This is a genomic window from Tomitella fengzijianii (genome assembly GCF_007559025.1).
In the GTDB taxonomy this organism is placed as follows: Bacteria; Actinomycetota; Actinomycetes; order Mycobacteriales; family Mycobacteriaceae; genus Tomitella; species Tomitella fengzijianii.
Map to the genome: position 1 here is coordinate 2,693,752 of NZ_CP041765.1, position 25,915 is coordinate 2,719,666.

31 protein-coding genes, 2 tRNA genes and 1 pseudogene are annotated in these 25,915 nt (G+C 70.5%); 20 read left to right on the forward strand and 14 right to left on the reverse strand.

Annotation, left to right across the window (positions count from 1 at the left end; all coding sequences use genetic code 11):
• Nucleotides 1-117 precede the first annotated feature (117 nt).
• A complete protein-coding gene (locus tag FO059_RS12170; protein ID WP_372497884.1) occupies nt 118-1,302 on the reverse strand; it encodes a Nif3-like dinuclear metal center hexameric protein in 1,185 nt (394 codons plus the stop codon).
• Between the two features lie 182 nt (nt 1,303-1,484).
• Between FO059_RS12170 and FO059_RS18970 the strand changes: the two genes are divergently transcribed.
• From FO059_RS18970 to FO059_RS12190, 3 genes and pseudogenes are all read left to right on the forward strand, one after another.
• Complete coding sequence (locus FO059_RS18970) at nt 1,485-2,744, forward strand: arsenate reductase/protein-tyrosine-phosphatase family protein (protein WP_308339559.1); 1,260 nt, start codon at nt 1,485-1,487, stop codon at nt 2,742-2,744.
• A gap of 36 nt (nt 2,745-2,780) precedes the next feature.
• Nucleotides 2,781-3,608: pseudogene (locus FO059_RS12185) on the forward strand (SURF1 family cytochrome oxidase biogenesis protein); the annotation flags it as partial.
• A 329-nt stretch (nt 3,609-3,937) separates the two neighbouring features.
• A complete protein-coding gene (locus FO059_RS12190) occupies nt 3,938-4,189 on the forward strand; it encodes a hypothetical protein (RefSeq protein ID WP_143909112.1) in 252 nt (83 codons plus the stop codon).
• 79 nt (nt 4,190-4,268) lie between these two features.
• Here FO059_RS12190 and FO059_RS12195 read toward each other — a convergent pair.
• The 3 genes from FO059_RS12195 to FO059_RS12205 form a co-directional block, all read right to left on the reverse strand.
• Nucleotides 4,269-4,340: transfer RNA gene (locus FO059_RS12195), tRNA-Val, on the reverse strand.
• Between the two features lie 61 nt (nt 4,341-4,401).
• Complete coding sequence (locus FO059_RS12200; protein ID WP_143909114.1) at nt 4,402-4,899, reverse strand: peroxiredoxin; 498 nt, start codon at nt 4,897-4,899, stop codon at nt 4,402-4,404.
• 40 nt (nt 4,900-4,939) lie between these two features.
• Nucleotides 4,940-5,368: a DUF3052 domain-containing protein gene (locus FO059_RS12205; RefSeq protein ID WP_199257003.1), complete on the reverse strand. Its 429-nt coding sequence runs from the start codon at nt 5,366-5,368 to the stop codon at nt 4,940-4,942.
• 616 nt (nt 5,369-5,984) lie between these two features.
• Between FO059_RS12205 and aceE the strand changes: the two genes are divergently transcribed.
• From aceE to FO059_RS12235, 6 genes are all read left to right on the forward strand, one after another.
• The gene (gene aceE, locus FO059_RS12210) at nt 5,985-8,786 is read left to right on the forward strand and encodes a pyruvate dehydrogenase (acetyl-transferring), homodimeric type (RefSeq protein WP_143910719.1); all 2,802 of its coding nucleotides are present in this window, start codon (nt 5,985-5,987) and stop codon (nt 8,784-8,786) included.
• A 79-nt stretch (nt 8,787-8,865) separates the two neighbouring features.
• Nucleotides 8,866-10,086, forward strand: a complete 1,221-nt coding sequence (locus FO059_RS12215) for a PucR family transcriptional regulator (RefSeq protein WP_143909117.1) — start codon at nt 8,866-8,868, stop codon at nt 10,084-10,086.
• 133 nt (nt 10,087-10,219) lie between these two features.
• Nucleotides 10,220-11,128: an ACP S-malonyltransferase gene (locus FO059_RS12220; protein WP_143909119.1), complete on the forward strand. Its 909-nt coding sequence runs from the start codon at nt 10,220-10,222 to the stop codon at nt 11,126-11,128.
• Nucleotides 11,129-11,225: 97 nt separating this feature from the next.
• Nucleotides 11,226-11,501, forward strand: a complete 276-nt coding sequence (gene acpM, locus FO059_RS12225) for a meromycolate extension acyl carrier protein AcpM (RefSeq protein WP_143909121.1) — start codon at nt 11,226-11,228, stop codon at nt 11,499-11,501.
• The gene (locus FO059_RS12230; protein WP_143909122.1) at nt 11,498-12,751 is read left to right on the forward strand and encodes a KasA/KasB family beta-ketoacyl-ACP synthase; all 1,254 of its coding nucleotides are present in this window, start codon (nt 11,498-11,500) and stop codon (nt 12,749-12,751) included. Before acpM ends, FO059_RS12230 begins: the two co-directional genes overlap by 4 nt.
• A 239-nt stretch (nt 12,752-12,990) precedes the next feature.
• Nucleotides 12,991-13,722: a polyprenol monophosphomannose synthase gene (locus FO059_RS12235; RefSeq protein ID WP_233266714.1), complete on the forward strand. Its 732-nt coding sequence runs from the start codon at nt 12,991-12,993 to the stop codon at nt 13,720-13,722.
• Nucleotides 13,723-13,785: 63 nt separating this feature from the next.
• On the opposite strand, the gene FO059_RS12240 is transcribed toward FO059_RS12235, so the two are convergent.
• The 5 genes from FO059_RS12240 to FO059_RS12260 form a co-directional block, all read right to left on the reverse strand.
• Nucleotides 13,786-14,298, reverse strand: coding sequence for a DUF3145 domain-containing protein (locus tag FO059_RS12240; protein ID WP_143909126.1), 513 nt, complete (start codon nt 14,296-14,298; stop codon nt 13,786-13,788).
• 146 nt (nt 14,299-14,444) lie between these two features.
• Entirely contained in the window at nt 14,445-14,780 is a 336-nt protein-coding gene (locus FO059_RS12245) for a DUF202 domain-containing protein (protein WP_143909128.1), read from the reverse strand.
• A 69-nt stretch (nt 14,781-14,849) separates the two neighbouring features.
• Nucleotides 14,850-15,221, reverse strand: a complete 372-nt coding sequence (locus tag FO059_RS12250) for a YidH family protein (protein ID WP_143909130.1) — start codon at nt 15,219-15,221, stop codon at nt 14,850-14,852.
• Entirely contained in the window at nt 15,214-16,053 is an 840-nt protein-coding gene (locus tag FO059_RS12255) for a serine hydrolase domain-containing protein (RefSeq protein WP_199257004.1), read from the reverse strand. Before FO059_RS12255 ends, FO059_RS12250 begins: the two co-directional genes overlap by 8 nt.
• 89 nt (nt 16,054-16,142) lie before the next feature.
• Nucleotides 16,143-18,041 (reverse strand): MFS transporter, encoded by a 1,899-nt coding sequence (locus FO059_RS12260; RefSeq protein ID WP_143909134.1) that lies wholly within the window; start codon nt 18,039-18,041, stop codon nt 16,143-16,145.
• A 189-nt stretch (nt 18,042-18,230) separates the two neighbouring features.
• Between FO059_RS12260 and FO059_RS12265 the strand changes: the two genes are divergently transcribed.
• Nucleotides 18,231-18,308 (forward strand) — tRNA-Ile (locus FO059_RS12265).
• A gap of 40 nt (nt 18,309-18,348) precedes the next feature.
• Here the strand turns inward: FO059_RS12265 and FO059_RS12270 are convergent.
• The 5 genes from FO059_RS12270 to FO059_RS12290 form a co-directional block, all read right to left on the reverse strand.
• The gene (locus FO059_RS12270) at nt 18,349-19,035 is read right to left on the reverse strand and encodes a DNA alkylation repair protein (protein ID WP_143909136.1); all 687 of its coding nucleotides are present in this window, start codon (nt 19,033-19,035) and stop codon (nt 18,349-18,351) included.
• A 176-nt stretch (nt 19,036-19,211) separates the two neighbouring features.
• Nucleotides 19,212-20,399: a tyrosine-type recombinase/integrase gene (locus tag FO059_RS12275; protein ID WP_143909138.1), complete on the reverse strand. Its 1,188-nt coding sequence runs from the start codon at nt 20,397-20,399 to the stop codon at nt 19,212-19,214.
• 66 nt (nt 20,400-20,465) lie between these two features.
• The gene (locus FO059_RS12280) at nt 20,466-20,891 is read right to left on the reverse strand and encodes a hypothetical protein (protein ID WP_143909140.1); all 426 of its coding nucleotides are present in this window, start codon (nt 20,889-20,891) and stop codon (nt 20,466-20,468) included.
• Entirely contained in the window at nt 20,882-21,277 is a 396-nt protein-coding gene (locus FO059_RS12285; protein WP_210416598.1) for an ImmA/IrrE family metallo-endopeptidase, read from the reverse strand. The genes FO059_RS12280 and FO059_RS12285 overlap by 10 nt, the downstream gene beginning before the upstream one ends.
• A 5-nt stretch (nt 21,278-21,282) precedes the next feature.
• Entirely contained in the window at nt 21,283-21,720 is a 438-nt protein-coding gene (locus FO059_RS12290) for a hypothetical protein (RefSeq protein WP_143909142.1), read from the reverse strand.
• 152 nt (nt 21,721-21,872) lie between these two features.
• Here FO059_RS12290 and FO059_RS12295 point away from each other — a divergent pair, with 152 nt between their 5' ends.
• The 10 genes from FO059_RS12295 (at nt 21,873) to FO059_RS12335 (ending at nt 25,895) form a co-directional block, all read left to right on the forward strand.
• Nucleotides 21,873-22,106 carry a helix-turn-helix domain-containing protein gene (locus tag FO059_RS12295; RefSeq protein ID WP_143909144.1) on the forward strand — a complete coding sequence of 78 codons (234 nt, stop codon included), beginning with the start codon at nt 21,873-21,875 and terminating at the stop codon, nt 22,104-22,106.
• Nucleotides 22,107-22,220: 114 nt separating this feature from the next.
• A complete protein-coding gene (locus tag FO059_RS12300; RefSeq protein ID WP_143909146.1) occupies nt 22,221-22,397 on the forward strand; it encodes a helix-turn-helix transcriptional regulator in 177 nt (58 codons plus the stop codon).
• Nucleotides 22,394-22,669 (forward strand): hypothetical protein, encoded by a 276-nt coding sequence (locus tag FO059_RS12305; RefSeq protein WP_143909147.1) that lies wholly within the window; start codon nt 22,394-22,396, stop codon nt 22,667-22,669. Before FO059_RS12300 ends, FO059_RS12305 begins: the two co-directional genes overlap by 4 nt.
• The gene (locus tag FO059_RS18395) at nt 22,651-22,845 is read left to right on the forward strand and encodes a hypothetical protein (RefSeq protein WP_168226618.1); all 195 of its coding nucleotides are present in this window, start codon (nt 22,651-22,653) and stop codon (nt 22,843-22,845) included. The genes FO059_RS12305 and FO059_RS18395 overlap by 19 nt, the downstream gene beginning before the upstream one ends.
• Nucleotides 22,846-22,987: 142 nt before the next feature.
• Nucleotides 22,988-23,236, forward strand: coding sequence for a hypothetical protein (locus FO059_RS12310; RefSeq protein ID WP_143909149.1), 249 nt, complete (start codon nt 22,988-22,990; stop codon nt 23,234-23,236).
• Complete coding sequence (locus FO059_RS12315) at nt 23,233-23,472, forward strand: hypothetical protein (protein WP_143909151.1); 240 nt, start codon at nt 23,233-23,235, stop codon at nt 23,470-23,472. The genes FO059_RS12310 and FO059_RS12315 overlap by 4 nt, the downstream gene beginning before the upstream one ends.
• Nucleotides 23,469-23,771, forward strand: a complete 303-nt coding sequence (locus FO059_RS12320) for a hypothetical protein (protein ID WP_143909153.1) — start codon at nt 23,469-23,471, stop codon at nt 23,769-23,771. The genes FO059_RS12315 and FO059_RS12320 overlap by 4 nt, the downstream gene beginning before the upstream one ends.
• Nucleotides 23,768-23,971: a hypothetical protein gene (locus FO059_RS12325; RefSeq protein WP_143909155.1), complete on the forward strand. Its 204-nt coding sequence runs from the start codon at nt 23,768-23,770 to the stop codon at nt 23,969-23,971. The genes FO059_RS12320 and FO059_RS12325 overlap by 4 nt, the downstream gene beginning before the upstream one ends.
• Complete coding sequence (locus tag FO059_RS12330) at nt 23,968-24,855, forward strand: YqaJ viral recombinase family protein (protein ID WP_143909157.1); 888 nt, start codon at nt 23,968-23,970, stop codon at nt 24,853-24,855. The genes FO059_RS12325 and FO059_RS12330 overlap by 4 nt, the downstream gene beginning before the upstream one ends.
• Nucleotides 24,852-25,895 carry a recombinase RecT gene (locus tag FO059_RS12335; RefSeq protein WP_143909159.1) on the forward strand — a complete coding sequence of 348 codons (1,044 nt, stop codon included), beginning with the start codon at nt 24,852-24,854 and terminating at the stop codon, nt 25,893-25,895. Before FO059_RS12330 ends, FO059_RS12335 begins: the two co-directional genes overlap by 4 nt.
• Nucleotides 25,896-25,915: the final 20 nt, after the last annotated feature.

The following is a 25,915-nucleotide window of genomic DNA, read 5'->3' on the forward strand; positions in this document are numbered from 1 at the left end:
TCGACGTCTCCCCCGCCCCGACATCATTTTCTGCAACCGTACCGTGGCGCCCGGCAGCACCCCCGGCGTCCGCCGCCATCGACGGCGCCGGACGCGCCCGACACCCGGCCCGCGGAGTCAGTCCCCGTGAGAGGCGCCCGCGGACACCGTCCACGGGTCGGTCCGCACGTCCGCGACTGTGACGGCCAACCGGTCGCCGAAGGCGCCTTCGAGCACACCGCCGACCTGCGCGCACCACGGGAACTCGCTCGCCCAGTGCGCCACGTCCACCAGCGCGGGGCCACCCGCACGCAGGTGCTCGTCCGCCGGGTGGTGGCGCAGATCGGCGGTGACGTAGGCGTCCACCCCGGACGCCGCGGCAGCGGCCAGCAACGAGTCCCCCGCACCGCCGCACACCGCGACCCGGCGCACGCGGCGCGCCGGGTCGCCGGCGGCGCGCACGCCCCACGACGTCGCCGGCAACGCCTGCGCGACATGCTCGGTGAACTGCTCGAGCGACTGTTCCCGCGCCAGCTCCCCGATCCGTCCGAGTCCTCGCGCAGTGGGCCGCGGCGCGAGCTCGATCAGGTCGTATGCGGGTTCCTCGTACGGGTGCGACGTGTGCAGGGCGGCGAGGACCGCCGCACGCACGGCACGCTCCGCCACCATCTCCACGCGAAGCTCGCGGACGTGCTCGAGCGCACCGACCGACCCGATGGCGGGGTCCGCCCCTGCGAGGGGACGGAACTGCCCGTCTCCCTCCACCGACCAGCTGCAACTGTCGTAATCGCCGATACGGCCCGCGCCCGAGCCGAACATGGCGGCCCGCACCCGGTGGGCGTCGGCGGCCGGCACCATCACGGCCCATTTGTCGAGCGCCGGCGACGGCAAGGGGTCGAGGGGTCCGGTGACGGTCAGCCCCAACGCGTCCGCCAGCGCGTCGGATACGCCGGGGTCCGCGCTGTCCGCGTTGGTGTGCGTGGTGAACAATGCGCAGCCGGACCGGATCAGGCGGTGCACCAGCGCCCCCTTGGGGGTGTGCGCGCCCACGGTGTCCACCCCGCGGAGCAGCAGAGGATGATGCGCGATGATCAGCTGCGCGCCGGAGCGGACGGCCTCGTCCACCACTGCGGCCGTGGCATCGACGCAGACCAGCACCGATTCGACCGGCTCGTCGGGGTCGCCGCACACCAGGCCCACGGAATCCCAGGACTGCGCGAGGGACGGCGGGTAGGCCCGGTCGAGAACATCGATGACCGCGCCCAGCGTCACCGGACCGCCTGCAGGCGCCGTTTCCTGTGCTCCGTCCGCCGCACCACTCACGTTCGCGCTCCTCACCGACGCCGCCATCCGGACGCAGGCCGGGCCCGCGCGGGCCCGGCACGCTCCGGCCTGCCGACACGAACGCTACCGCCATCGCGGGCCCGGCCGGGCCTGTCTGGTCCCGGCCCCGCGCCCGCCCTCCCGCGGTCCCCGGCGCGCACCGGGACGGGGAGAATGCGGGCATGCCTCCCCTCCTCACGCCCGCGCCCCTGGTGCTGTTCGATCTCGACGGCACGATCATGGATTCGGCCGCGGGAGTCGTCGGCTCGTTCCGCGCCGCACTCGCCCGCCACGGCGTCCCCGAGCCCGACGGCGACCTCCGCTCCCGCATCGTCGGGCCGCCGATGGCCGAGACGATGGCCGGGCTCGACGTGGCCCCGGAACAAGCGCGCGCGCTGCTGGCGGCGTATCACGCCGACTACTCCGCGTCGGGGTGGAAGGAGTCGACGGTGTTCCCCGGCATGGCCGACGTGCTCGCCGATCTGGCGGCACGGGGCGTGCGGCTGGCGATCACCACGTCGAAGCAGCAGACGGATGCCCGCAGGATCCTCGACGCGCACGACCTCGCCGGGCACTTCGAGGTGATCGCCGGCGCCGTCGGCGAGCGGCGCGCCAAGGCCGACGTCATCGCGCACGCCCTCGCCGGGCTCGGCGCGGAGGGATCCGCCCCGTCGGACGGCGCCGCCGTCGTCCTCGTCGGCGACCGCAGCCACGATGTGCTCGGCGCCGGCCGCCACGGCATCCCCGTCGCCTTCGTCCTGTGGGGGTACGGCACCCGCTCCGAGGCCGAGGGCGCCGCGTGGGTCGTCGACTCGCCCGAGGACCTGCAGGACACCGTGCTGCGGTTCCTGGAGCGCCGGTCCGCACCCGACAGCGGCGCGGACGCACCGCCGCCGCCCGCCGCCCCGTCCGGCGCGGTGCACGTGACGTTCGTGTGCACCGGCAACATCTGCCGGTCGCCCATGGCGGAGCAGATCGTCCGCGAACACCTCCGCCGCGCGGGCCTGGCGCAGGCGGTGCAGGTCTCCAGCGCGGGGATCGGCGACTGGCACGTAGGCGACCCCGCCGACCCCCGGGCCCGCGGCGAGCTGCGCGCGCACGGCTACGCCGACGACCACTCGGCGGCGCAGGTCGGGCCGGCGCACCTGGCCGCGGACCTCATCGTCGCGCTGGACTCCGGGCACCGGCGCGCCCTGCTCGACGCCGGCGCGGACCCCTCCCGGGTCCGCATGCTGCGCGCCTTCGACCGCCGCGCCACCGGGTCCGACGTGGCCGACCCCTACTACGGCGGGAACGGCGGCTTCGTCACCGTCCGCGAACAGATCGAGGCCGCGGCACCGGCGATCGTCGAGTGGGCCCGCGCCGCCGCGGCCGGCCGTGCCGCCGACGCACACGGCAACGACGCCGGAACCCCCGTCGGCAATGTCGAGGACCTCCCGTGACCAGCACTGTTGAGACCATCGACTACCGTTGACGCCGTGCGACGTCTGAGTTTCCTGCTACGGCCCGGGTGGCTGGCGCTGATCGCGCTGTGCATCGCGTTCGCGTACATGTGCTTCACGGTCCTCGCCCCCTGGCAGCTGGGTAAGAGCTCGCGCAACTCGGACCGCAACGACAAGATCGCGGCGTCGCTGCACGCCGACCCCATTCCCGTCGGCCAGGTCTTCGACGGCACGTCGACGGTGGCCGACGCCGACGAGTGGCGCCCCGTCGCCGCCACCGGCACCTACCTCGCCGACAAGCAGGTGCTGGCGCGGCTGCGGTCGATCGAAGGCGACCCGGCATACGAGGTCCTCGCACCGTTCCGCCTGGACGACGGGCGCACGATCCTCGTCGACCGCGGATACGTGCGCCCCGACCAGCAGATGCAACCGCCGCAGATCGCGCCTCCCCCCGACGGGACGGTCACGCTCGACGCGCGCGTGCGGCAACCTGAGAAGGCGACGGGCGACCGTCCACCGGTGGACGAGGCCGGCTGGAAACAGGTGTACGCCATCGACCCGGCCAATGTGGGGGCGCTCACCGGCGTCGACCTGCTGGACGGCTACCTGCAGCTGGAGGCGGAGCAGCCCGGCGGCCTGGGAGTGATCGCGCTGCCGCAGCTCGATTCCGGCCCGTACCTGTCGTACGGCCTGCAGTGGCTGGCCTTCGGCATCATGGCGCCGCTGGGTGCCGGCTACTTCGTGTGGGCGGAACTGCGCGAGCGCCGGCTCCGGCGCGCCTACGACCAGGCGGTCGCCTCCGGCTCGTGGCCGCCGCCCGGGACCGGTCCGGACCCCGATCCGGAGACGGGCACGGATGAGGATCCCGGCCGCACCTCCGGCGGTGCCGACGCGATCACTTCTGCGGCGCAGGCCGCCGACGCACACCGCGCACCGGAGTCCACGCCGCCCGCCGCCACGGCCGAGGAGGAGTTCGCGCACGTGATGCGGGGACGCAGGAAGCGCCGCGCCCACACCCCGATGCCGGTGCGGACGGCTGAGCGCACCCCCGTCGAAGAGCTTCCCGAGGCCCAGCGCCGCACCCTGGCGGAGCGCTACGGCAAGAAGTCCTGACCGCGTCGGCCGGCTGATCCCGGTGAGCGGCGCCACAGCAGAGCCCGCCACGTGCGGCCGCGGTTCGCCTACCATGTGGTATGGCCGATGACAGGAGAACCACAGCAGACAGGACCGCCCGCGTCGGCGCTTCGGCTGCCGCGGCCGGCGGCGACGCGTTCGACGCGATGACGGACGCCGATCGCGCGGATCAATCCACACCAGTCGACCAGGACGAGGGCCCCGACTTCCCGGACCGGCCGGTGGGCGAACGCTTCGTGGACGAGGCCGATGCGCTCGACCAGGAACGCGAGGAGCCGCTGGACGACTCCGACGAGTACCAGCCGGAATAGGAGCGCACCGCGCGGCCGGCACGACCGCAATGACGATGCCCCTCACCTGTTCATGCAGGTGAGGGGCTCTTCGTTGCGGTGGGCGCGACTGGGATCGAACCAGCGACCGCCTGTGTGTAAGACAGGAGCTCTACCGCTGAGCTACACGCCCCGGAACGCACCGGCACGCCCCGCTGATCGGGGGTTCCGGTGCGTCCAGCAATCTAGCGCATTCACTCGGTCAAGGCCGCAAGCGCCTTCTCCCACACGCTCTGGTCGCGGGGTTCCCCCGGCCCGTTCATCTCCGCGAAGCGGACCACTCCGGCCTTATCGATGACGAAGGTCCCGCGATTGGCGATGCCGGCGTCCTCGTTGAACACGCCGTAGAGCTGCGCCACCTCGCCGTGCGGCCAGAAGTCCGACAGCAGGGGGAACGTGTAACCCTGCTCGGCGGCCCAGATCTTGTGCGTCGGCGAGGGCCCCACCGATACGGCGAGGATCTCGGTGTCGTCGTTCTGGAACGTCGGCAGGTTGTCGCGCACCCGGCACAACTCGCCCTGGCACACCCCGGTGAACGCCAACGGATAGAACACCACCAGCACGTTCTTCCGGCCCTGGAACGACGAGAGCGTCACGGGCTGGTTGTCCTGATCCTTGAGCGTGAAGTCCGGCGCCTCATCACCGACCCGGATCGTCGGGCCTCCCTGCGCCGTCTGCGAACCATCGGTCATCGCTACGAGTCCTTCCTGGTCGGCACGTCGCGGCGCACGCTCAGCGCTTGATCGCCCGGGACGTGGGCTGCACGAGGCGGCTCGCCGTCCACGCGCCGAGCTTGATCGACGAAGTCTGCATCAGGCCGGCGGTGGGGGCCGACTCGGCGATCTCGCTGGGCTCGACGTGGCCGTCGCTGCCGGTCTTCGGTGTGAGCACCCACACGAAGCCCTCCTCGGACAGCGGGCTGATGATGTCCATGAGCTCGTCGACCAGGTCGCCGTCCCCTTCGCGCCACCAGAGGATGACGACGTCGACCACCTCGTCGGTGTCGACGTCCTCCATCTCGCCGCCGATCACGGCCTCGATGGCCTCTCTCACCACATCGTCGGTGTCGTCGTCCCAACCGACCTCCTGCACCACCGTATCGGCGTCGATGCCGAGCATCTGCGGGTAGTTCTGGGCGTCCGCGGCGACCACGGTGGTCATCTCCATTCTTTCGAAGGTCTCGGGCGGTTCTCGGCCGCCCGATCAGGCTCCCGGCGGATACCGGTCACCTGAAAGCGAACATGGTCTGAGCCACGAGCGCAACCACAACGGTAGGTGGTCACGGCCGTGTCGTCGTAGTCCAGTACCGGGATCAGGCCCGATGACGCGTTACGCCGCAGGTGACCCCTGCCCTGGATTGTCGCCCACTCCGCCCGCCGACGCGGCCGTAACGGCGGCTTTCACCCGTGTCCGCCGCACGTGGGAGCACACGTCGGCCCACGTTCGCGCGGCCCCTGCTCGACTCTCACCGACCGCGATCGGGTTTGTTACCGACCAGACTGTGGGAACTCATGCGGCATCCCGTGTGCATTGAGGCACGATGGACTGTGACGCGGTCGCGCGGTCACTCAGTGGTGCCCGCAGCAGACCGTGCCGGTACCGACACCGACACACGGTAGGCGCGCGCCCACACCCCGGGGGCTCGCCAGGACACGGGCGCACACCAGCGCCCTCGCGCATCAAGGAGTACGGCTTGTCGAACGAAGTCCAGGATCCGGCCCGCGCTGCACAGGGGCAGCCGGCGGTCGACGGTAAGGCAACCACGCCGGGAGGCGGCGTGCAGGATTCGGCGCACCGCCCGTCCCGCGGCGGCGACAACCGGGTGCGCGTTATCCGCGAGGGCGTCGCCTCCTACCTGCCGGACATCGATCCGGAGGAGACCGACGAGTGGCTCGAGTCGGTCGACGACCTCCTCGAGCGGTCCGGGCCCGGCCGCACCCGCTACCTGATGCTGCGGATGCTCGAGCGCGCCGGCGAGCGGCACGTGGCACTGCCGGCGCTCACCTCGACCGACTTCGTCAACTCGATCCCCACCGAGAACGAGCCCTGGTTCCCCGGCGACGAGGACGTGGAGCGCACGTTCCGCCGGTGGATCCGGTGGAACGCCGCGATCATGGTGCACCGCGCGCAGCGCCCGGGCATCGGCGTCGGCGGCCACATCTCCACCTACGCCTCCTCCGCGGCGCTCTACGAGGTGGGCTTCAACCACTTCTTCCGGGGCAAGGACCACCCCGGCGGCGGCGACCAGGTGTTCATCCAGGGCCACGCCTCCCCCGGCATCTACGCGCGCGCGTTCCTCGAGGGGCGCATCCCGGCCGAACAGCTCGACGGCTTCCGCCAGGAGAAGAGCCACGCGGCCAAGGGCTCGCTGCCCAGCTACCCGCATCCGCACCTGATGCCGGAGTTCTGGGAGTACCCCACCGTGTCGATGGGCATCGGGCCGATGAACTCGATCTACCAGGCGCGCTTCAACAAGTACCTGCACAACCGCGACATCAAGGACACCTCGCAACAGCACGTGTGGGGGTTCCTGGGCGACGGCGAGATGGACGAGGCCGAGTCCCGCGGGCTGGTGCACGTCGCCGCCATGGAGGGGCTCGACAACCTCACCTGGGTGATCAACTGCAACCTGCAGCGTCTCGACGGGCCCGTGCGCGGCAACGGCAAGATCGTCCAGGAGCTCGAGTCGTTCTTCCGCGGGGCCGGCTGGAACGTCATCAAGGTGGTGTGGGGCCGCGAGTGGGACGCCCTGCTGCAGGCGGACAAGGACGGCGCCCTGGTCAACCTCATGAACGCCACGCCGGACGGGGACTACCAGACCTACAAGGCCAAGGACGGCGCCTACGTCCGCGAGCACTTCTTCGGACGCGACCCGCGGACGAAGGAACTGGTGAAAGACCTGAGCGACGAGCAGATCTGGAACCTCAAGCGCGGCGGCCACGACTACCGCAAGGTCTACGCGGCGTACGCGGCGGCGATGCAGCACACCGGCCAGCCGACGGTGATCCTGGCGCTGACCATCAAGGGCTACTCGATCACCCACTTCGAGGGCCGCAACGCGACGCACCAGATGAAGAAGCTCACCCTCGACGACCTCAAGGAGTTCCGCGACAAGATGCGGATCCCGGTCTCCGACGCCGAGCTCGAGCAGGACCCGTACCTTCCCCCCTACTACCACCCCGGCGATGCCGCGCCCGAGATCCGGTACATGCGGGACCGCCGCAGCAAGCTGGGCGGCTTCGTGCCGGAGCGGCGCACCGCGGCGAAGCCCCTCGCCCTCCCCGGGGACAAGGCCTACGACGTGGTCCGGAAGGGCTCGGGCAAGCAGGAGGTCGCCACCACGATGGCGCTCGTGCGCGTGTTCAAGGAGCTCCTGCGCGACAAGGAGATCGGCTGGCGCATCGTCCCGATCATCCCGGACGAGGCGCGGACCTTCGGCATGGACTCGTGGTTCCCCTCCCTGAAGATCTACAACCCCAACGGGCAGACGTACACGTCGGTGGACGCCGACCTGATGCTGGCCTACAAGGAGTCCGAGGCGGGCCACATCCTGCACGAGGGCATCAACGAGGCCGGCGCCGTCGCCTCGTTCACCGCGGTGGGGACCTCCTACGCCACCCACGGCGTGCCGATGATCCCCGTCTACATCTTCTATTCGATGTTCGGCTTCCAGCGCACCGGCGACGGATTCTGGGCCGCGGCGGACCAGATGACGCGCGGGTTCGTCCTCGGCGCCACCGCCGGGCGCACCACGTTGACCGGTGAGGGCCTCCAGCACGCCGACGGCCACTCGCTGATCCTGGCGGCCACCAACCCCGGCAGCGTCGCCTACGACCCCGCCTACGCCTACGAGCTGGGCCACATCATCAAGGACGGCCTGCGCCGGATGTACGGCGGCACCGTGAACCCGGACGGTTCGATGGCGCCCGGATTCGGCGGCGAGAACGTCTTCTACTACCTGACGATCTACAACGAGCCGATGGTCCAGCCCGCCGAGCCCGAGGACCTCGACCTCGAGGGCCTGCTCAAGGGCATCTACCGGCTCGCGAAGTCGACCGGCGACGGCCCCCGGGCGCACATCCTCGCCTCCGGCGTCGGCATGCCGTGGGCGCTGCGCGCGCAGGAGCTGCTGGCCGGGGAATGGGGCGTTTCCGCGGACGTCTGGTCGGTGACCTCGTGGTCCGAGCTGCGGCGGGACGGCATCGAGTGCGAGCGCGACGCGCTGCGCGACCCGTCCGCGGAGCCGCGCACGCCCTACCTCCAGCAGGTGCTGGCCGGCGAGCAGGGGCCGTTCATCGCGGTATCCGACTGGATGCGCCAGGTGCCCGACCAGATCCGCCAGTGGATTCCCGGCGACTACACCTCGCTCGGCACGGACGGATTCGGATTCTCGGACACGCGTGAGGGGGCGCGCCGCTTCTTCAACGTCGACGCCGAATCGGTCGTGGTGGCCGTGCTGCGGTCCCTCGCACGCGAGGGCAGCGTCGACGCCTCCGCACCGGTGGAGGCCGCGCGGCGCTACCGGATCGCCGAGGTGCTGCCCGCGCCGGAGCAGACCACCCCGACCAACGTCGACTGACCGGGTGCCGAGCGCCGCGCCGGCCGGGGTGCCACAAAGCGTCCCGGGCCGGCGCGGCCGCCCACGGTAGCGTTTGAGCATGACCGGTGCGCCGCATGAATCGATCCTGTCCGAGGCCCTGCTGCGGCGCATCAAACGCAACTCGCGACGGCTCGCGGTCGAGGCCATGCGCTCGATGGAGTCGCAGCTGCCCTTCGTCACATCGCTCGACGCGTCCCAGCGCGCCGACGTGCAGATGGTGGTGCAGACCGCCGTCGCGAACTTCGTCGACTGGCTCCACGACCCCGACGGAGACATCTTCTCCACCGTGGAGGCCTTCCGCGTGGTCCCCCAGGACCTGACCCGGAAGGTCCGTCTGAGCGAGACGGTCGAGATGGTGCGCGTGGCCATGGAGTTCTTCGAGAAGTGGCTGCCGCTGATGGCCCGGGACGACGACCAGCTGGTCGCGCTCACCGAGGCCGTCCTGCGCTATGGGCGGGACCTCGGGTTCGCCGCGGCGGCCGTGTACGCCTCGGCCGCCGAGTCCCGCGGCGCGTGGGACACGCGGCTCGAGGCGATGGTGGTCGACGCGATCGTCCGCGGCGACACCGGACCCGCCATGCTCTCGCAGGCGGCCACCTTGAACTGGCAGCCCTCCGCCCCGGTGACCGTGCTCGTCGGGGCGCCCGCCATCGATTACAGCGGCGAGGCGGTGGAGCGGGTGCACGCACTCGCCCGGGCGGACGGCCGCTCGGTTCTCGCGGTGGTGCAGGGGTACCGGCTGGTCGTGGTGGTCAGCGGCGAGGTCTTCACCGGGGGGACGTTCATCTCCGGGCTGCTCGATTCGTTCGACGACGGCCCCGTCGTGGTGGGCTCGACGGTCCCCGGCTTGGCCCTCGCGCACGAGAGCGCCGTGGAGGCACTGCGCGGATATCAGAGCGCGGTGGGTTGGCCGGCGGCGCCGCGCCCCGTCCCGGCGTCGGATCTGCTTCCGGAACGCGCACTGATCGGCGACAGGTCCGCCCTCGACGAGCTGGGCCGTATCGTCGTCACGCCGCTGCTGGACAGCGGTGGCGGGCTGCCCGAAACACTGGACAGCTATCTGGATGCCGGTGGCTCGATCGAGGCGTGCGCGCGCGAGTTGTATGTCCATCCAAATACTGTCCGGTACAGGCTTCGCAAGATCACCACCGTCACGGGGCGGGACCCCACCGATGCACGCGACGCTTACGTCCTCCGTGTTGCGTTTTCGGTGCATCGCATGATGAAGGCGGGGGTCCGGATCCTCACACCAGCAACTTCAGTAACACTCTCCCCATGATGTAACACAATGGCATCTGTGACAGATGGGCATGCAAACCCGCTGGTTTTGTGGGAAACCTACAAACTCAGCGCTGAACGTTGGTTTCCGTCGACACTCCGGAAACCCACCCGGACAGTGTTGTCTGTACTACGTGAAAGCACTGCTCGCCCCCGGACAGGGGTCCCAGAAGCCCGGAATGCTGGCGCCGTGGCTCGAGGCGCCCGGCGTCCGTGATCAGCTCGCCGCGTGGTCCGAGGTCGCCGGGATCGACCTCGTCGGCCTCGGCACCGTCGCCGAGGCCGACGCGATCACCGACACCGCCGTCACCCAGCCGCTGGTCGTGGTGTCCGCGCTCATCGCGCACCGGATCCTGCGGGACGGCACTGCCGCGCCCGGGACCTCGATCACGGCGGGCCATTCCATCGGAGAGCTCGCCGCGGCCGCCATCGCCGGCGTCCTCACCGACGAACAGGCCGTGCGCCTCGCCGCGGTGCGCGGACGGGAGATGGCCCGGGCCTGCGCCCTCGAGCCCACCGGGATGACGGCCCTGCTGGGCGGCGACGAGGCCGAGGTCCTCGCCCGCCTCGAGGAGCTCGAGCTCACGCCCGCCAACCGCAACGCGAAGGGCCAGATCGTCGCGGCCGGCACGCTCGCGGCCCTCGAGGAGCTCGCCGCCGCACCGCCCGCCCGCGCGCGCCTGCGCCCGCTGGCCGTCGCCGGCGCCTTCCACACCCGCCACATGGCCCCCGCGCGCGACGCCTTCGCCGAGGCGGCCGCGGAGATCACCCCGTCGGACCCCGCCATGCCGCTGCTGTCCAACAGGGACGGCGCCGTGGTCACCTCCGGAGCGGACGCGATGCAGCGCCTGGTCGAGCAGATCACCAGCCCGGTCCGATGGGACCTGTGCTCCGCCGCGCTCCGCGACGCCGAGGTCACCGCGATCGTCGAACTGCCGCCCGCCGGAACGCTGGTCGGTATCGCCAAACGCGAGCTGCGCGGCGTGCCGTCGGTCGCCGTGCACGCGCCCGGGGACTTCGACTCCATTCCGGTGCCCGCCTGAGCGCGGCCACCCCCTGAACTGCGCACCCGGATCTGCGCATCGTCATCCGATCCGGAACCCGGAACCACAACGAATACGACCAGAAGGGACCACCATCGTGGCCATCAGCCAGGAAGAAATCGTCAAGAACCTCGCCGAGATCATCGAAGAGGTCACCGGCATCGAGCCGTCCGAGGTCACCTTGGAGAAGTCCTTCGTCGACGACCTCGACATCGACTCGCTGTCCATGGTCGAGATCGCGGTCCAGACCGAGGACAAGTACGGAGTCAAGGTCCCCGACGAGGATCTCGCGAACCTGCGGACCGTCGGCGACATCGTCGAGTACATCCAGAAGCTCGAAACCGAGGGCGGCGCCTCGGTCGACGCTCAGTGACCGCTGCGGTGACGCCCACCGGCCTGCAGCTGCACCCGGTGGTGGTGACCGCGATGGAGGTCACGAGCTCCGTCGGCGCCGACCTCGAGTCCACTTGGACGGGGTTGCTCGACGGCCGCTCGGGCATCGCCGCGCTCACCGATGAATGGGTCGAGCGGCTGGACCTCCCGGTGCGCATCGCCGGGCGCCTGGCCGCGGACCCGACCGAATCGCTCAAAAAGGTCGAGAAGCGCCGCCTGGACTACATCGAGCAGCTCGCGCTGGTGCTCGGCCGGGACGTCTGGGACCGTGCCGGCAACCCCGACGTGGAGGCGGAGCGCCTGGGCGTCGCCGTCGGCACCGGCATGGGCGGCATCGAGACGCTGCTGGAGAACACCCGGAAGCTTGAGACCGACGGCTACCGCAAGGTCTCCCCGATCGCCGTTCCGGCGATCATGCCCAACGGCCCGGCGGCCACCATCGGACTCGAGATCGGCGCGAAGGCCGGGGTGCACACCCCCGTCTCCGCGTGCGCTTCGGGCTCGGAGGCGATGGCCATCGCGTGGCGCATGATCGCCATGGGTGAAGCCGACGTCATGGTCACCGGCGGCGTGGAGAACCGCATCAGCGCGTTGCCCATCGCGAGCTTCGCGATGATGCGCGCCACCAGCTTCCGCAACGACGACCCCGAGGCCGCGTCGCGCCCGTTCGACAGGGACCGCGACGGCTTCGTGTTCGGCGAGGCCGCGGCGATGCTGGTGCTCGAACGGGAGGACCACGCGCGCGCCCGCGGAGCCACCATCCACGGACGCGTGCTGGGCGCCGGAACCACGTCCGACGGCTTCCACATCGTGGCGCCGGACCCGGAAGGCTCGGGGGCGGCACGCGCCATGACGAAGGCGATCCAGTACGCGGGGATCTCCCCCGCCGACGTCGCCCACGTCAATGCGCATGCCACGTCGACGAGCGTCGGCGACCTGGCCGAGGCGAAGGCCATCCAGGCGGCCGTGGGCGGACATCCGTCGGTCTATGCGCCCAAGAGCGCCCTGGGGCACTCCATCGGAGCGGTGGGGGCGCTCGAGGCGGCGCTGACGGTGATGAGCCTGCGCGAGGGCGTCATCCCGCCCACGCTCAACCTGGAGAACAAGGATCCGGAGGTCGACCTGGACATCGTCGCCGGCGGCCCGCGCCAGGGGACGTTCGACGCGGCGATCAGCAACTCGTTCGGGTTCGGCGGACACAACGTGTCGCTCGCCTTCGGACGGGCCTGACCCGCGGCACCGCCGCACACGAGGCGCTCGCACTGCGGGCCCTGCCACGGCTCTCCGAGTCGCGGCGGGGCCCGCAGCCGTCTGCGCGGCATCCCACCACCCGACCAGCCCAGGCCGTCGCCGCGCGGCCGCACCGTATACCGTGTCTTTCGATCGAGTCACCGACGCACGGTGCCCCGCCGATGCCACGCGCACGATGCGCCGACGGGCCGTGCTTTGCCGACAACCGAAGGACCCCCGTGCCCGACACCCCTCCGAGAGTCACCGTCGTCGTCCCCACCTACAACGAACGCGAGAACCTGCCGCACCTGGCCGCCGGGCTCGCGGGCCTGGAGCTGCCCGCTCTGCGCCTGCTCGTGGTCGACGACGGCTCTCCGGACGGCACCGGACAGGTGGCCGAGGGGCTCGCAGACACGCTTCCCCTGCGGGTGGACGTCCTGCACCGCACCGCCAAGGACGGGCTCGGCCGCGCGTACGTGGCCGGGATGCTGCGCGCCCTCGATGACGGCGCGGACGTCGTGATCCAGATGGATGCGGACCTGTCGCACCCCGTCAGCGCGGTTCCCGAAATGCTCGACGTGCTCGCCCGCACCGACGCTGCCGTGGTGCTGGGCTCGCGGTACGTGGCCGGCGGCTCCGTCGCCGAGGACTGGGCCTGGCACCGCAAGCTGCTCTCCCGCGGGGCCAACCGCTACGTGGACACGATCCTGCGCCTGGGCGTGCGCGACGCCACCGCCGGTTTCAAGGCCTGGCGTGCGGACGCGCTCAGGTCCGTCGGTCTCGACACGATCGAGAGCAACGGGTATTCGTTCCAGGTGGAGATGAACCACCGCGCGGTGCGGCAGGGGCTGCGGATCGCCGAGGTCCCGATCCGCTTCGAGGAACGCACCGAGGGCGCCTCGAAGATGACTCTCGCCGTGCAGTGGGAGTCCGCGCTGATGCCGTGGCGCCTGCGCTGCAACCGGGCCTGAGCGTTCCGGCCCCGCCCGCGGCCTGCGGCGGCCGCCGCGCGGGAAGGTGCTGACCGGCTCCGATCAACCCACGTCGCGGCCGAGCAGCGTGATGTGACCGCCGTCGCCGCAACCGCGGAAGCCCTCCAGCGCGTCGTCCCAGGCCGTGCCGAGCGCCGTCTCGAGCTCGGAAGCCAGGCTTTCCGCGCCCGCGGCGAGCATGGCGCGCAGGCGCTGCTCCCCCAGGACCACGTCGCCGTTGGCGCTGGTGCTGCCGCGCCAGAGTCCCAACCCGGGGACGTGACTGAACCGCTCTCCGTCCACGCCGTCACTGGCGTCCTCGGTGATTTCGAATCGCAGGAGCGACCACTCCCGTAGCGCACCGGCCAGGCGCGCGCCGCTCCCCACGGGGCCGACCCACTCGATCTCGGCCCGCAGCGATCCCGGTGCGGCGGGCTGCGCCGACCATTCCAGATCCGGGGCGCTGCCCAGGACGCCCGTCAGCGCCCACTCGATATGCGGGCACAGCGCAGCGGGCGACGAGTGGACGTATACGACGCCGGTCGTCGCTTCAGCGAACTGGTTCAGGTTGCGCACGGCAGACCTCCGTTGTAGACGAGGGACGTCTTCCCCAACGACCTCGTGTCTTTCACGGATGCCTGGTGCCGCGTGTGCTATGCGGTGTTCAAGTTACCAGTGCGCCACGTGTGGCACCAGTGGCGCCGCCTCCGCGGTCCACGGCGTCAATTGTGGTACCCGGTGATCTCGATGGCGCCGGTCGCCAGCGCGCCCAGCACCACCGACGTCGCGACGGCCGCCATGACGCGCCGCCGTGCGAGCACATTCCCCTGGTGGATCCGGTGTCTCTGCAGGCTGTTGCCCCTGCGATAACAGCCCAGACCCAGGACCACCAGAATGCCGACGCCCACGAGCGGCGCGATCGCCGCCTTGCCCCAGCCGGCCTCCGCCGCCTGGCGCAGCATCAGCGCCGCCACCACCATCGCCGACAGCGCCGTGCGCCGCCAGGACAGCGCGGTCCGCTCCGGCTGCAGCCCCGGATCGTCGAAGGTCGCGGCCACGGCGCTACCGCGCCCGTCCCGGCCGGGGCGCCCGCGGGGCGGGCCCGCCGTCGCGGACGGGAACGCCGGTCATAGCAGGATCACCGTCACCGCGGCGAAGAGCGCGATCACCGTGGCGCCCAGCGCGAGGACCGGCACCAGGGTGGACCCCGGCAACGGCCGGCCACGCCGCATCGCCTGCTGCACCGAGCGCCAGTGGAAGTACGAGCCGGCCGCGACCGCGATCGCGAGGATCACGCAACCGAGCGCGATGACCGTGCGCGCCCCCTCCACGTGCAGGGGCTCCACCAGCTGGTGCACGACGACGCCCCCGGCCACGAGGCCGAGCGCGGTCCGGATCCAGGCGAGGAACGTGCGCTCGTTGGCCAGCGTGAACCGGTAGTCCGGCTCCTTCTCCTCCGGAATCTCCGGGGTCTGCCTGCCACCCTGATCCTCAGACATCCGCGCCGCCTTCCCCCGCCTCGCCGGCCTCCGCGCCGCCGCCCGACACTATCGCGTCGGACAGCGCGGGCCACCTTGCTGTCGCCCAGTCCCCGAAGGCCCGGTCGGTGAGCGCGACGCACGCGCACCCCGCCACGGGATCCACCCACAGGAGCGTCCCGGACTGGCCGAAGTGCCCGAACGTCTGCGGCGAGTTGCGGGAGCCGGTCCAGTGGGGGTTCTTGCCGCCGCGCAGCTCGAATCCCAGGCCCCAGTCGTTGGGGCGCTGCATGCCGTACCCGGGCAGCAGACCGTCGAGCCCCGGATACTGGACAGTGGTCGCCTCGCGCATCGTGGTCGCGTCCAGGAGCGTCGGCCGCTGCAGCTCGGCGGCGAACCTCGCGAGATCGGCAACCGTGGAGCGGGCCCCGTGCCCTGCGGGGCCCCGCAGGACGGTGCCGGTCATCTTCAGCGGGGCGAAGACACCCTCGGCGAGGTATTCCGCGAAGTCGATGCCGGTCTCCCGCGCGACCAGCCCGGCCAGCACCTCGTAGCCGGCGCTCGAGTAGATCCGCCGCTCCCCGGGCGCCGCCCGCACCCGGTCCTCGTCGAAAGCCAGACCCGACGCGTGCGCCAGCAGGTGCCGGACGGTGGAGCCCGCCGGCCCGGCCGGCGCGTCGAGGTCCAGCGCGCCCTCCTCGACCGCCAGCAGGACGCCGACGGCGGTGAGCAGCTTCGTCACCGAGGCGAGCTCGAACACCGCGTCCGCCGGGCCGTGCACCGTGGTGGCGCCGCCCGCCGCGACCACGGCGGCCGCGGCGCTGTCCACCGGCCATTCGTCGATTCTCCGCAGCGCCGCCGCGGGGTCCGCGGCACCGCCGGGTCCTCCCGCGGCCGCGACTCCGGCCGCGTTCCGTCTGTCCCGATCGCGTTGCTCCACGGTCACAGCGTAGGAGACGAGCGTGCGGCAGGACTCTCATGTCCCGCAGACTCGATCCGCGTCACGTCCACGCCGTCCGCTACGGGGACCGTCCCTGCGTGGCCCCCGAGCGTGTTCCCGGGTTCGCCGGCACCGTTCGCGGCGGCCTCCGCCGTGGCGCCGGGGCCGCCTGGCAGTATCGTCTCGGTCTTCGGCTCCGAGTAGACGTACTGCCCTCCGCGCAGCCACGAGGCGATCGCGGCGATCAGACAGGCGACGATGGCGAATCCGAAGGCGACCGCCAGTCCGTCGGCGAACGGGCCGGAGATGAGCTGCGGGAAGAAGCTCCGCCCTGTCAGGTACTCGGCATTGCCGGGCGGCAGCTGTGCGAGCACGTCGTTGCCCAGCAGCGATCCGATGGGGTTGTAGCCCAGCAACGAAGCGAACAGGACCGCCACCGGCGGCAGCGCCGCGATCTGTTCCGCCTTGGGGACCGGGACGCCCTGCGCTATCAGGCCGGACGACAGCGTGTCCGGGAGCGAATGCGACAGACCGGTGATGATGAGGCTGAAGAAGATGCCTATCGAGAGCACCATCGCGGCGTTCTGGAACGTCGTGGACATGCCCGCTCCCACGCCGCGGCGGTTCGGCGGCAGGCTGTTCATGATGCCGGCCCGGTTCGGCGCCGCGAACAGGCCCATACCCAGCCCGTTTACCAGCAGGATGACGGCGAACTGCCAGTAGACGAAGTCCACCGGCAGCACCATGAGCAGCACGAAGGTGGCGGCGGCGATGACCATGCCGCCGGTGGCGAACAGCCGTGCGCCGAACCGGTCGCTGAGCCACCCGGACACCGGGCCCGCGACGAGGAAGCCGATCGTCATGGGGACCATGTAGATCCCCGCCCACAGCGGCGTCGACTCGAAGCTGTAGCCGTGCTGGGGCAGCCAGATCCCCTGCAGCCAGATGATGAGGATGAACATCAGCCCGCCGCGGCCCAGGGCGGACAGCAGACTGGCCAGGTTGCCCGCCGTGAACGCCCGGATCCGGAACAGGCCGAGCCGGAACATCGGCTCGTCGACCTTCGTCTCGATGAGGCAGAAGATCCCCAGAACGACGCCCCCGCCGATCAGCGCCGTGAGCACCCACGGGTTGGTCCACCCCATCGTGTGCCCGCCGTACGGCTGGATGCCGTAGGTGATTCCGACCAGCACGGCGATCAGGCCCGCCGCGAACGTCAGGTTGCCCCACGGATCCAGCTTGGTGCGCTGGCGGACGCCGGTGTCGTGCAGTCTCAGGTAGGCCCAGACGGTGCCGAACAAGCCGATCGGCACGGACACCAGGAACACCAGGCGCCAGCTGATGGGCGCCAGCACCCCGCCGAGTACGAGGCCGATGAACGAGCCGGCGATGGCGGTCACCGCGTTGAGGCCCAGAGCCAGACCGCGCTGGTTGGTGGGGAACACGTCGGTGATGATCGCCGACGAATTGGCCATGAGCATCGCGCCGCCCACCCCCTGCAGCACACGCATGACGATCAGCCACCACGCGCCCGCGGTGCCGCCCATCCAGGTGACCGACAGCATCACCGAGAACAGTGTGAACACCGCGAACCCGGCGTTGTACATCCGCACCCGGCCGAACATGTCGCCCAGGCGGCCGAAGCTGACCACCAGCACGGCGGTCACGACGAGGTAGCCCATGATCAGCCACAGCAGCAGGCTGGTGTTGCCCGGTTCCAGCGGATTGACGCCCAGCCCGCGGAAGATGTCCGGCAGCGCGATCAGCAGGATCGACGAGTTGATGGTGGCGATCAGGCTGCCGAGCGTGGTGTTGGACAGGACGATCCACTTGTAGTGCGGCTTGCCGGTGTCGCGCTCGGCACGGCTCTGCCTGCGTGTCTGCTGCGTCGGAGCTGTCATGCCCGACCTTCCTCTGTCGACTTTCGTGGTCTCACGGCCGGGCCCACGGTAGACCGTGATCAATGCATCGTGCACCTAAGTATCTCGCGAATCGGGCGGCCCGGCGACACTCGGACGTCCGGATGCCGCCGCTCAACACCCGCGGCGGTCCGGCCGGGGCCGTCTTGTACTGTGATGCTGCACGCGTCGGGGGCAGTAGCTCAGCTGGTCAGAGCAGCGGACTCATAATCCGTCAGGTCGTGGGTTCGAGCCCCACCTGCCCCACCATCGTCACCTGGCAAGGCGCACGCGTTTCCGCGCCGCGCGCCTACGCCCCGCCTTTCCTCCGCACCATCTCCGCGATCCACGTGGGCGCGTACGGCGACGTGCAGCCGGGCGACGTCGGGTAATCCCTGAACGCCCCCACCCGCTCGCCGATGGCCACCGCGCGGTCCCGGAATTCCGCGTGCTCGATTCCGATGGCGGCCAGGCACGAGTTCATCGCCCATCGCGTCGCCTCGGGTGCGTCGCGCAGACCGGAGTCGATCGCGTCGAGCAGTGCGGCGAGGTCAAGACCCGCGGGTCTGCCCACCACCCGCCGTGTGGTGAGGTCCCAGGCGGCCGCGGCCACCAGCGGGTCCCCGTCCCCCGCCCACTCCGTCCGCAGTTCCTCCGCGTGCGGCGACTTCTTGACCACGTAGTTCACCAACCAGTCGTGCACCTTGGGCATGCGGGCCGCGCGGACCATGGCGTCCAGCTCGTCGCGATCGAACTCCCGGGGACGGCAGGTGAGCATCGCCAGCAGCCGGGCTGCGCCGTCACCCGTCCCCCACAACTGCAGCGCGAGCTCGTGGCGCGTCTTCAGCCGCTTCGCCAGCGCACGCAGCTCGGAGAGTTTCACGCCGTGATCGTCGCCGTGCCGTGCATTGACCGCGCGGACCTTCGGATCGTCCAGTGCGGCCAGCTCCGACATCACCGAGGGCAGCGACGCCGTCTCGGCCGATTGCTCGCTCATCGCATTCCTCCCGCTCGCCGCGTGGATTCCGGTCGACGCCGCCCGTTCGCGCCCGAGTTCCGCAGCGGAGGCGGCCCAAACGACGAAACGCCAGGTCAAAACCGCGTTTGACCTGGCGTTTCGCTTGCTCCCCCGACTGGACTCGAACCAGTAACCCTTCGATTAACAGATGAACGCTACACCGCTGTGACCTGCACATTTCCCCCTCTGCTGTCTGACTGCTGTCTGCGCTGTCTGAACCGTTCCCGCTCAGACTTCATGTGCGCATCGAGCCGCGCCGGCATGGCATCGAGCTCGTCGTCCCACAGGTGGCTGTAGATGTCGAGGGTGATGGCGGCCGTCCGGTGGCCCAGCATCGTCTGCACCGTCTTGACGTTCGCGCCCGCGTGGATCGCCCACGACGCCGCCGTGTGCCGCAACTCGTAGGTATCCAGCCCGTCGATGCCGTGCTTCGCCCACAGTGGACGCCACCGATTCCGCGTCCACGACAATCCCGCCGACGTCCGCAGCAACGGCGCCGTGCGCCGACGGCCACCGGCCGCGAGGGTGAGATCATCAAGCAGGCCCCCACCGACAGGCACCTCCCGATGCTGGTGCGTCTTGACGTCCCCGACGGTGCCCTTGTCATCGACAGCGCGCTCAACGCGGATCCGGCCGCGCCGCGCGTCAAGGTCCTGTACCTGGAGGCCGAAGCACTCACCCGGCCGGAGCCCGGTCAGCACGAGGGTCCGCACCACAAGCCTGCACGGCTCATCCGGCATCGCGGCCAGCAGCCCGTCGACCTCTCCCACGCTCAAATACCGGCGCGGAGTTTCCGGCGCCGCGGGAAGATCACCCCGCTTCATCGGGTTCGCCGGCACCGCCTTGTGATCGACGGCCAGATCAAGCAGCGCGCGCAGCACGATGCCCGTAGTACGTTTCGACGAACCGCCGAGCGGCTTCGACTCGCCCGGCTTGCACCCCTTCGTCGTCGTCAGCTCGTTCAACCACGCGACCGCGTCCGCCCGTTCGACGTCCCCGCACGGCACGTCCTTCCACCGGGGCTCAATCCGCCGCCACGCCGATTCATACCCCGCGCGCGTCGACTTCGACGTCCCCGACTTCATCGCAGACCACAACACCCACATATCGCCGATCGTGAGCGCCGCGCGCTCCTTGGTGATGTGCGTTCCCGCGCGCGTCCCCGAACCGACGTCCTCCAGATGCGCGAGCGCCGCGTCCTTGTTCGCAAACGACTTAGACACCCGCTTGCCGCCCTCATCCCAGCGGGCAAGCCAACGATTCCCCTTACCCCACCGGGGGCCGCGTAACCGCCGCCCGCCATCGGGGTTCCGTACTGTCCACTGGTCCACGACCTGTGCCATGATCGATCAGACTCCTCCCGAGTCACTACCACCCCGCCGGATGCCGACCGGCGGGGCGGCCTTCTGTCAGCAGACGTTCCGCTTCGCCGACGCCCACACTTCCGCCGCCTGCTCCGACGTCACCGACACCTGACCGTCCAGATCAGTCACCAGGTATCCGGCCGCCTGTTCATCGGACACGCCCATCGCGTCGGCAGCCTGGCAGGCCGACGGCGCCCACATGTTGATCGTCATCTGCTCGCCGTCCGTGAAGCCGAGCCGATCGAGCGTTTCGGAGAACCCCTCATCGACGGCCTTCGATTCGACGGCCTCAGCGTCGACGTCGCCGCCAGTGTCCGACGCTTCGACGTCGGTCGTAGCATCCACCGTCGGCACCGCCTGCCCGGACTCTTCCGGCGCCGCGGCAGTATCACCGCCACCGCTTCCACAGGCCGCGAGCACCGCGCCCATCGCAGCAATGGCCACAACACCCGCCGAGAACCTCACCCGCACGTCACTTTCCTCCTTCGTTCAGCCCGCCAGACGGCGAGCAGGTGGTCGCTCACTTCCAGTTCGTAGGCGATGGCCGGCCAGTTCGGCCCATACGCCACTTCAGCAATCCGAACCTCATCAGCCTCGATCAGGTACTCAGCGGCCAGCCGGTCCGCCTCACGTTCAGCACGCAGGTCCATCCAGCCAGAGCCTGTCGGTTCATCCCCGCGGTGCGCGTGTGCGAGCTCGTGCGCGAGCACCGATCGCGCTTGCCGGCGATTCATGCCGGGCCGCAGCCGGATCGTCCGTCGTCGGTGGCTATAACTACCGAGGCGCCCCGGGCCGGGATCGACGACTTCGATCCGCACCCGCATCGTCTCCGCAACCTTGAGCAACCGCTCCAACATCCCTCCTACGGCGTGAAATCATCCTCTGTCGTCTCATCTACCTCGCCGTTGAACGCAACGGCGAGGTCGTCACTTTCCACCAGCGAGTGGTCGCGTGGCGCGCGTTCGCCGATGTCGACGATGTTGTCGATCGGCGCGGTCAGGCCCTCGTGCTCGCCAGTCTTTATGCGCCGCACCAGCTCTTCGGCGAGCTCCAGGTCGGTCGCGTCGGACAGCGCCACCGTCCCGACGTGCGCGCGTACCTCTCCATCGCTCAGTACCCCCCACACGACAAGGCCGGCAATCGGGTCCGCGTCGTATGCGCGCGCGATGGCAATGCAAATGTCCGGCTGGCCGTCAGCGATACGACGGCCGACGGTCACGTGGTTCTTGCCGATGCGGTCGCCGATGGCGCGCAGCGACGCACCGCCGGTGACTTCGTCTACCCACTGTTGGTTACCCATGCCCCCATTATGGTGCATATTTGCAACACCCGCAAGGGGTATGACCTGCAATGTTGCAAATAGTCGCCGACACACCGCCGATCTATGTTGCACTTCCTCGCCACTATGGTTAGTGTTGTAACCACCACGGCGAAGGAGTGAACCACAGCGACATGGCAACCATCCGACTACGTGCAGACGTCCTGAAGAAGCTCCAGGAAATGCATGCGCTCAACGACTCAACGACCGCCCGCGCCATCGGCGTCGACCGCTCGACGCTGCACCGCATCAAAGACGGCGCCACCCCATCCGCCGGATTCATCGCAGGCGCAGTGCTCACGTTCGGCGTCCCCATCGAATCGCTGTTCAGCGTCATCGAGGACGACGCCACCAGCACCGCCGCATAGAAGAGGCCCGCCGGGGCTTCCCTCCCCGACGGGCCGTGACACCGAAAGGCAACCAATGTCAGCGCCCACGCTACCAACCCCCACCGACACCGAGAACCAGCTCGGCGGTGCCGCATGACCCTCCTGACCTACGCCGAAGTCGGCGAACGCCTGAACTGCTCGCCCTGGTCAGTGGCGAAGCTGACCCGCCGCGGCGAACTTCCCCGCATTGTCCTGTCCCCGCGCCAGCACCGCGTCGACGAGGCCGACCTGCACGCATTCATCAAGGACCGGAAGGAGTCGACCCGATGAGCACCGATCCGATCCGCACCGCGCAGCGTGCGCACCACGACCTCGACTTGGCCGCGTCGATGGCCCGGCATCCCGCGGGCCGGCGGCGCCCGTTCGTTCGCCCCGAGGACCGCGCCCAGCCGCGCCGGATAGAACCGGCCGGTAGCCCGGCCGACTTCGACCGGCCCACACGCGGTACGTACGCGGTCGCCGCTGTGCTGTCGCTGGTCGGTGGCGCGCTGGTCGGCGCGTGCCTGTACGCCGCGTTCGCCGGATGGGCGGGCCCGCTGTGAAGCCCCGCCGCCAGCTCAGCCGCGGCCAGCTGCTCGCCGATGCGATGGACGGCATCCCCCGCATCCTGCCCGAGCACCAGGCTGCCGCGACCCGCACCGTGTGCGCGAACGCCGACGGCGCCGACGACGCGCGCGAGCTGCTGGCCATGCTCGGTCTCCCCGCGGGCACCGCATGACCGGCTGGCCATGGGCACGACCACCTGAACCACCGCCGGACGAGTGCCGCGAACCGGACGAGCACCCGCACGAATGCGGCTGTGGCCAGCCGGACCCGGACGACGCCCGCGACATCTACCTCGACCTGTAGGAGCCCTACGAATGAACCTCACCCCCGACCCCGCCCGGCACGTGCTGCACCACCCCGAGCAGCTCAACGTCTACGACCTTTCCGGGGACACCGAGCGCGCCGGACGCCTCCGCAACAACCTGGTCCTCGACAGGTGGCTCGCCCGCACCTTCGACACCACCCTCGACGGCCTCCCCGCCTGCTACGACGCCGAGATCGTCGGCGACCCCGACAACTGGCCTAGCACCGGCGACCACGCACGGATCGAGGCCGCGGCATGAGCGACGACTGCGACCACGACGAGCACACGCACCGCTACATGGCCACCGCGGCGGAGACGGCCGCCGACGCTGACTTGGTCGTGGCGATCCGCATGGACCCCGGCATCGAAGGCGTCGACCTCCAAGCCGCCGAGATGTTCTTCCTGCCCCGCCCCGGCAGCACCGTGTCGATCCAGTTGGTGGTCCAGGCGATGCGCAAGGCCGCCGACCAGATCGAGGAAGGAGCCGCGCAGTGAGTCTGCTCCCGCAGCCGCGGCATGGCCTGCCCGTCCGCGTCCGGCCGATGCCCGACGACGTGCTCGGCTACCACCCGGACCGCGAGCAGGTGGCGGACACGGCGCTCGACATCGCCGACCGCATCCGCGACACCAGCCCGCAGCTTGTGAGCGACCAAGTGTGCGCGCTCGCGTGGTCGCGGCCCGGTCTCGCCGCTCAGCTCATCCTCACGCTCGCCGTGTGGTTGCCGATCGAGGACATGAACGGTGCCGCGCTCGCCGCGCAGGCGCGCCGCGTCGCGACGGGCGGTGGCCGATGAGCCTCCATGCCTATCAGCGCAGCCGCGCGCTGGCCGCGTCCGACGAGCCGTTCTACGCGCTGGTGATGGCCGCGATGCGCAAGGCCGACAGCCGTAACGCCGCCGCCCTCCAGGCCGCGTTGCCCGATACCCATGCCGAACTATCCGCCCGCTACCAGGCGCCCGGCGGGCTCCTACCCCATGAACGGACCAACGCATGACCGCCCCCACGATTGCCCCCGGCAGCCCCGAGTGGTTGCGCATCATCACCCCGTCCAAGGTGGCCGCGATCCTCGGCAAGTCGCGGTTCGAGAGCCCCTACCGGCTGTGGCACCGCATGGCCGGCAACCTGGCACCGGAGCCGCCGCGCGATGAGTTCACCGCAGGGCACGCGATGGAACACGCCCTCGCCTACCTGTGGAAGCAGGAAAACCCGCACTGGCGCCTGTCGCCCGGCGAGGTACAGGTGCACCGGCCCGCCGCCAACGGCACCCCGGCGATGCTCGCCACCGTCGACCGGCGCGCCGTGCGCGGCCGGTGGCGCCGCATCGTCGAGTTCAAGACCGCCCGCGACCTCAGCGTGTGGGGCGACGAGTTCACCGACGACGCACCCCTCGACTACTACCTCCAGGTACAGGCGCAGCAACTCATCACCGGCTGGACCGCACCCGCACACCTGATGGTGATGGGCCCCTACTTCCGGTGGCACACCTACGTCATCGAGCACGACCCGCTCGTCGCCGAGAAAATCACCGCCGCCGCCGTCCGCTGGCACCAAAGCCTCGAGGCCGGCGCCCCGCCGGAGCTCGACGACAGCGTGCCCACCTACCAGGCCGTCCGCGAGTTGCACCCGGACATCGACGGCACCGAAGTGCAGGTCGACCGCACGCTGGCCGCCGAGTACCTGGCGACCGCCGACGCGCTCAAGTTCGCAGAGAAGACGGCGCGCGGAGCCAAGACCCGGCTGCTAGACGCGATGGGCAACGCGCAGCAGGCCAACACCGGCGACATCAAGATCGCCACCCGCTACCAGCACGGCAAGGGAGTCGCCGTGCGCGGCAACACCAAGGCACTCACCGCACTCAACGAAGGGACCGCAGCATGAGCACCGCACCCGCAAAGACGGACAGCACCGCCGTCGAGGAAACCCACCCCGGCACCGACCTGGTCGGCACCGACGGCGACCGCGGCGTCTACCGCGGCGGCCCGTCCGCTTGGACCCCCGCCGAGCGCGACGAGCTGCGCGCCCTGGCCGGCATCGACGAGGCCAGCGACGGCGACCTCGCCATGCTCAAGAGCGTCGTCGACCGGACCGGCCTCGACCCGTTCATCAAGCAGATCTACCTCGTCGGCCGCAAGACCAAGACCGGCGGATACCGCGGCGAACCCGAACGCTGGGAAACCAAGTGGACCGTACAGGTCGGCATCGACGGATTCCGCGCGGTCACCAACCGGTACGCCGAGCAGCGCGGCCTGGACGTGGAGATCGGCAAGCCCGTGTTCTACGGCGAGGACGGCCAGCCCCGCCCGTTCTGGCTCAAGCGCAACGGCTACCCCGCCGCCGCCGAGGTCACTATCCGCGTCGGCCAGACCACCGCGACCGCCGTCGCCGTGTGGGACGAGTACGTGCAGACCAAGCGCAACGGCGACCCGAACAGCATGTGGGACAAGATGCCCACCGTCATGCTCGCCAAGTGCGCCGAGGCACAAGCACACCGGCGCGTGTGCAGCCTCAACGCCGGCATCTACGAACCCGCCGAAATGGCCCACATGGACAGCGAGCCCGTCCGCGTGCAGTCGCAGCGCGCCGACCGCCCCGGCAAGGGCCGCGCCGCCGCGCGCGCCGCACTCGGCATCGGCAACCAGCCGCCGACGTCCGACAGCGGCGACCAGCACGCCAACGCCGCCGAGCAGCCCGCCGACGCCGAGACCACCACCGCGGAGGAAACCCACCCGGCCACGCAAGAGCAGATCGACACCCTCATCCGCGAGCTCGACGCCGCCAACGTCACCGAGGCCGAACGGCCGAACTACGTGCGCGGAGTCGTGGGCCGCGAGGTCAACGGATGGCCGGACCTCACCGCGCGCGAAGTCGCCGACGTCATCGAGTTCACCACCACCGGAGAACTCCCGATCCGCGGCTAAGACGATGCCGCCCGTGTTGC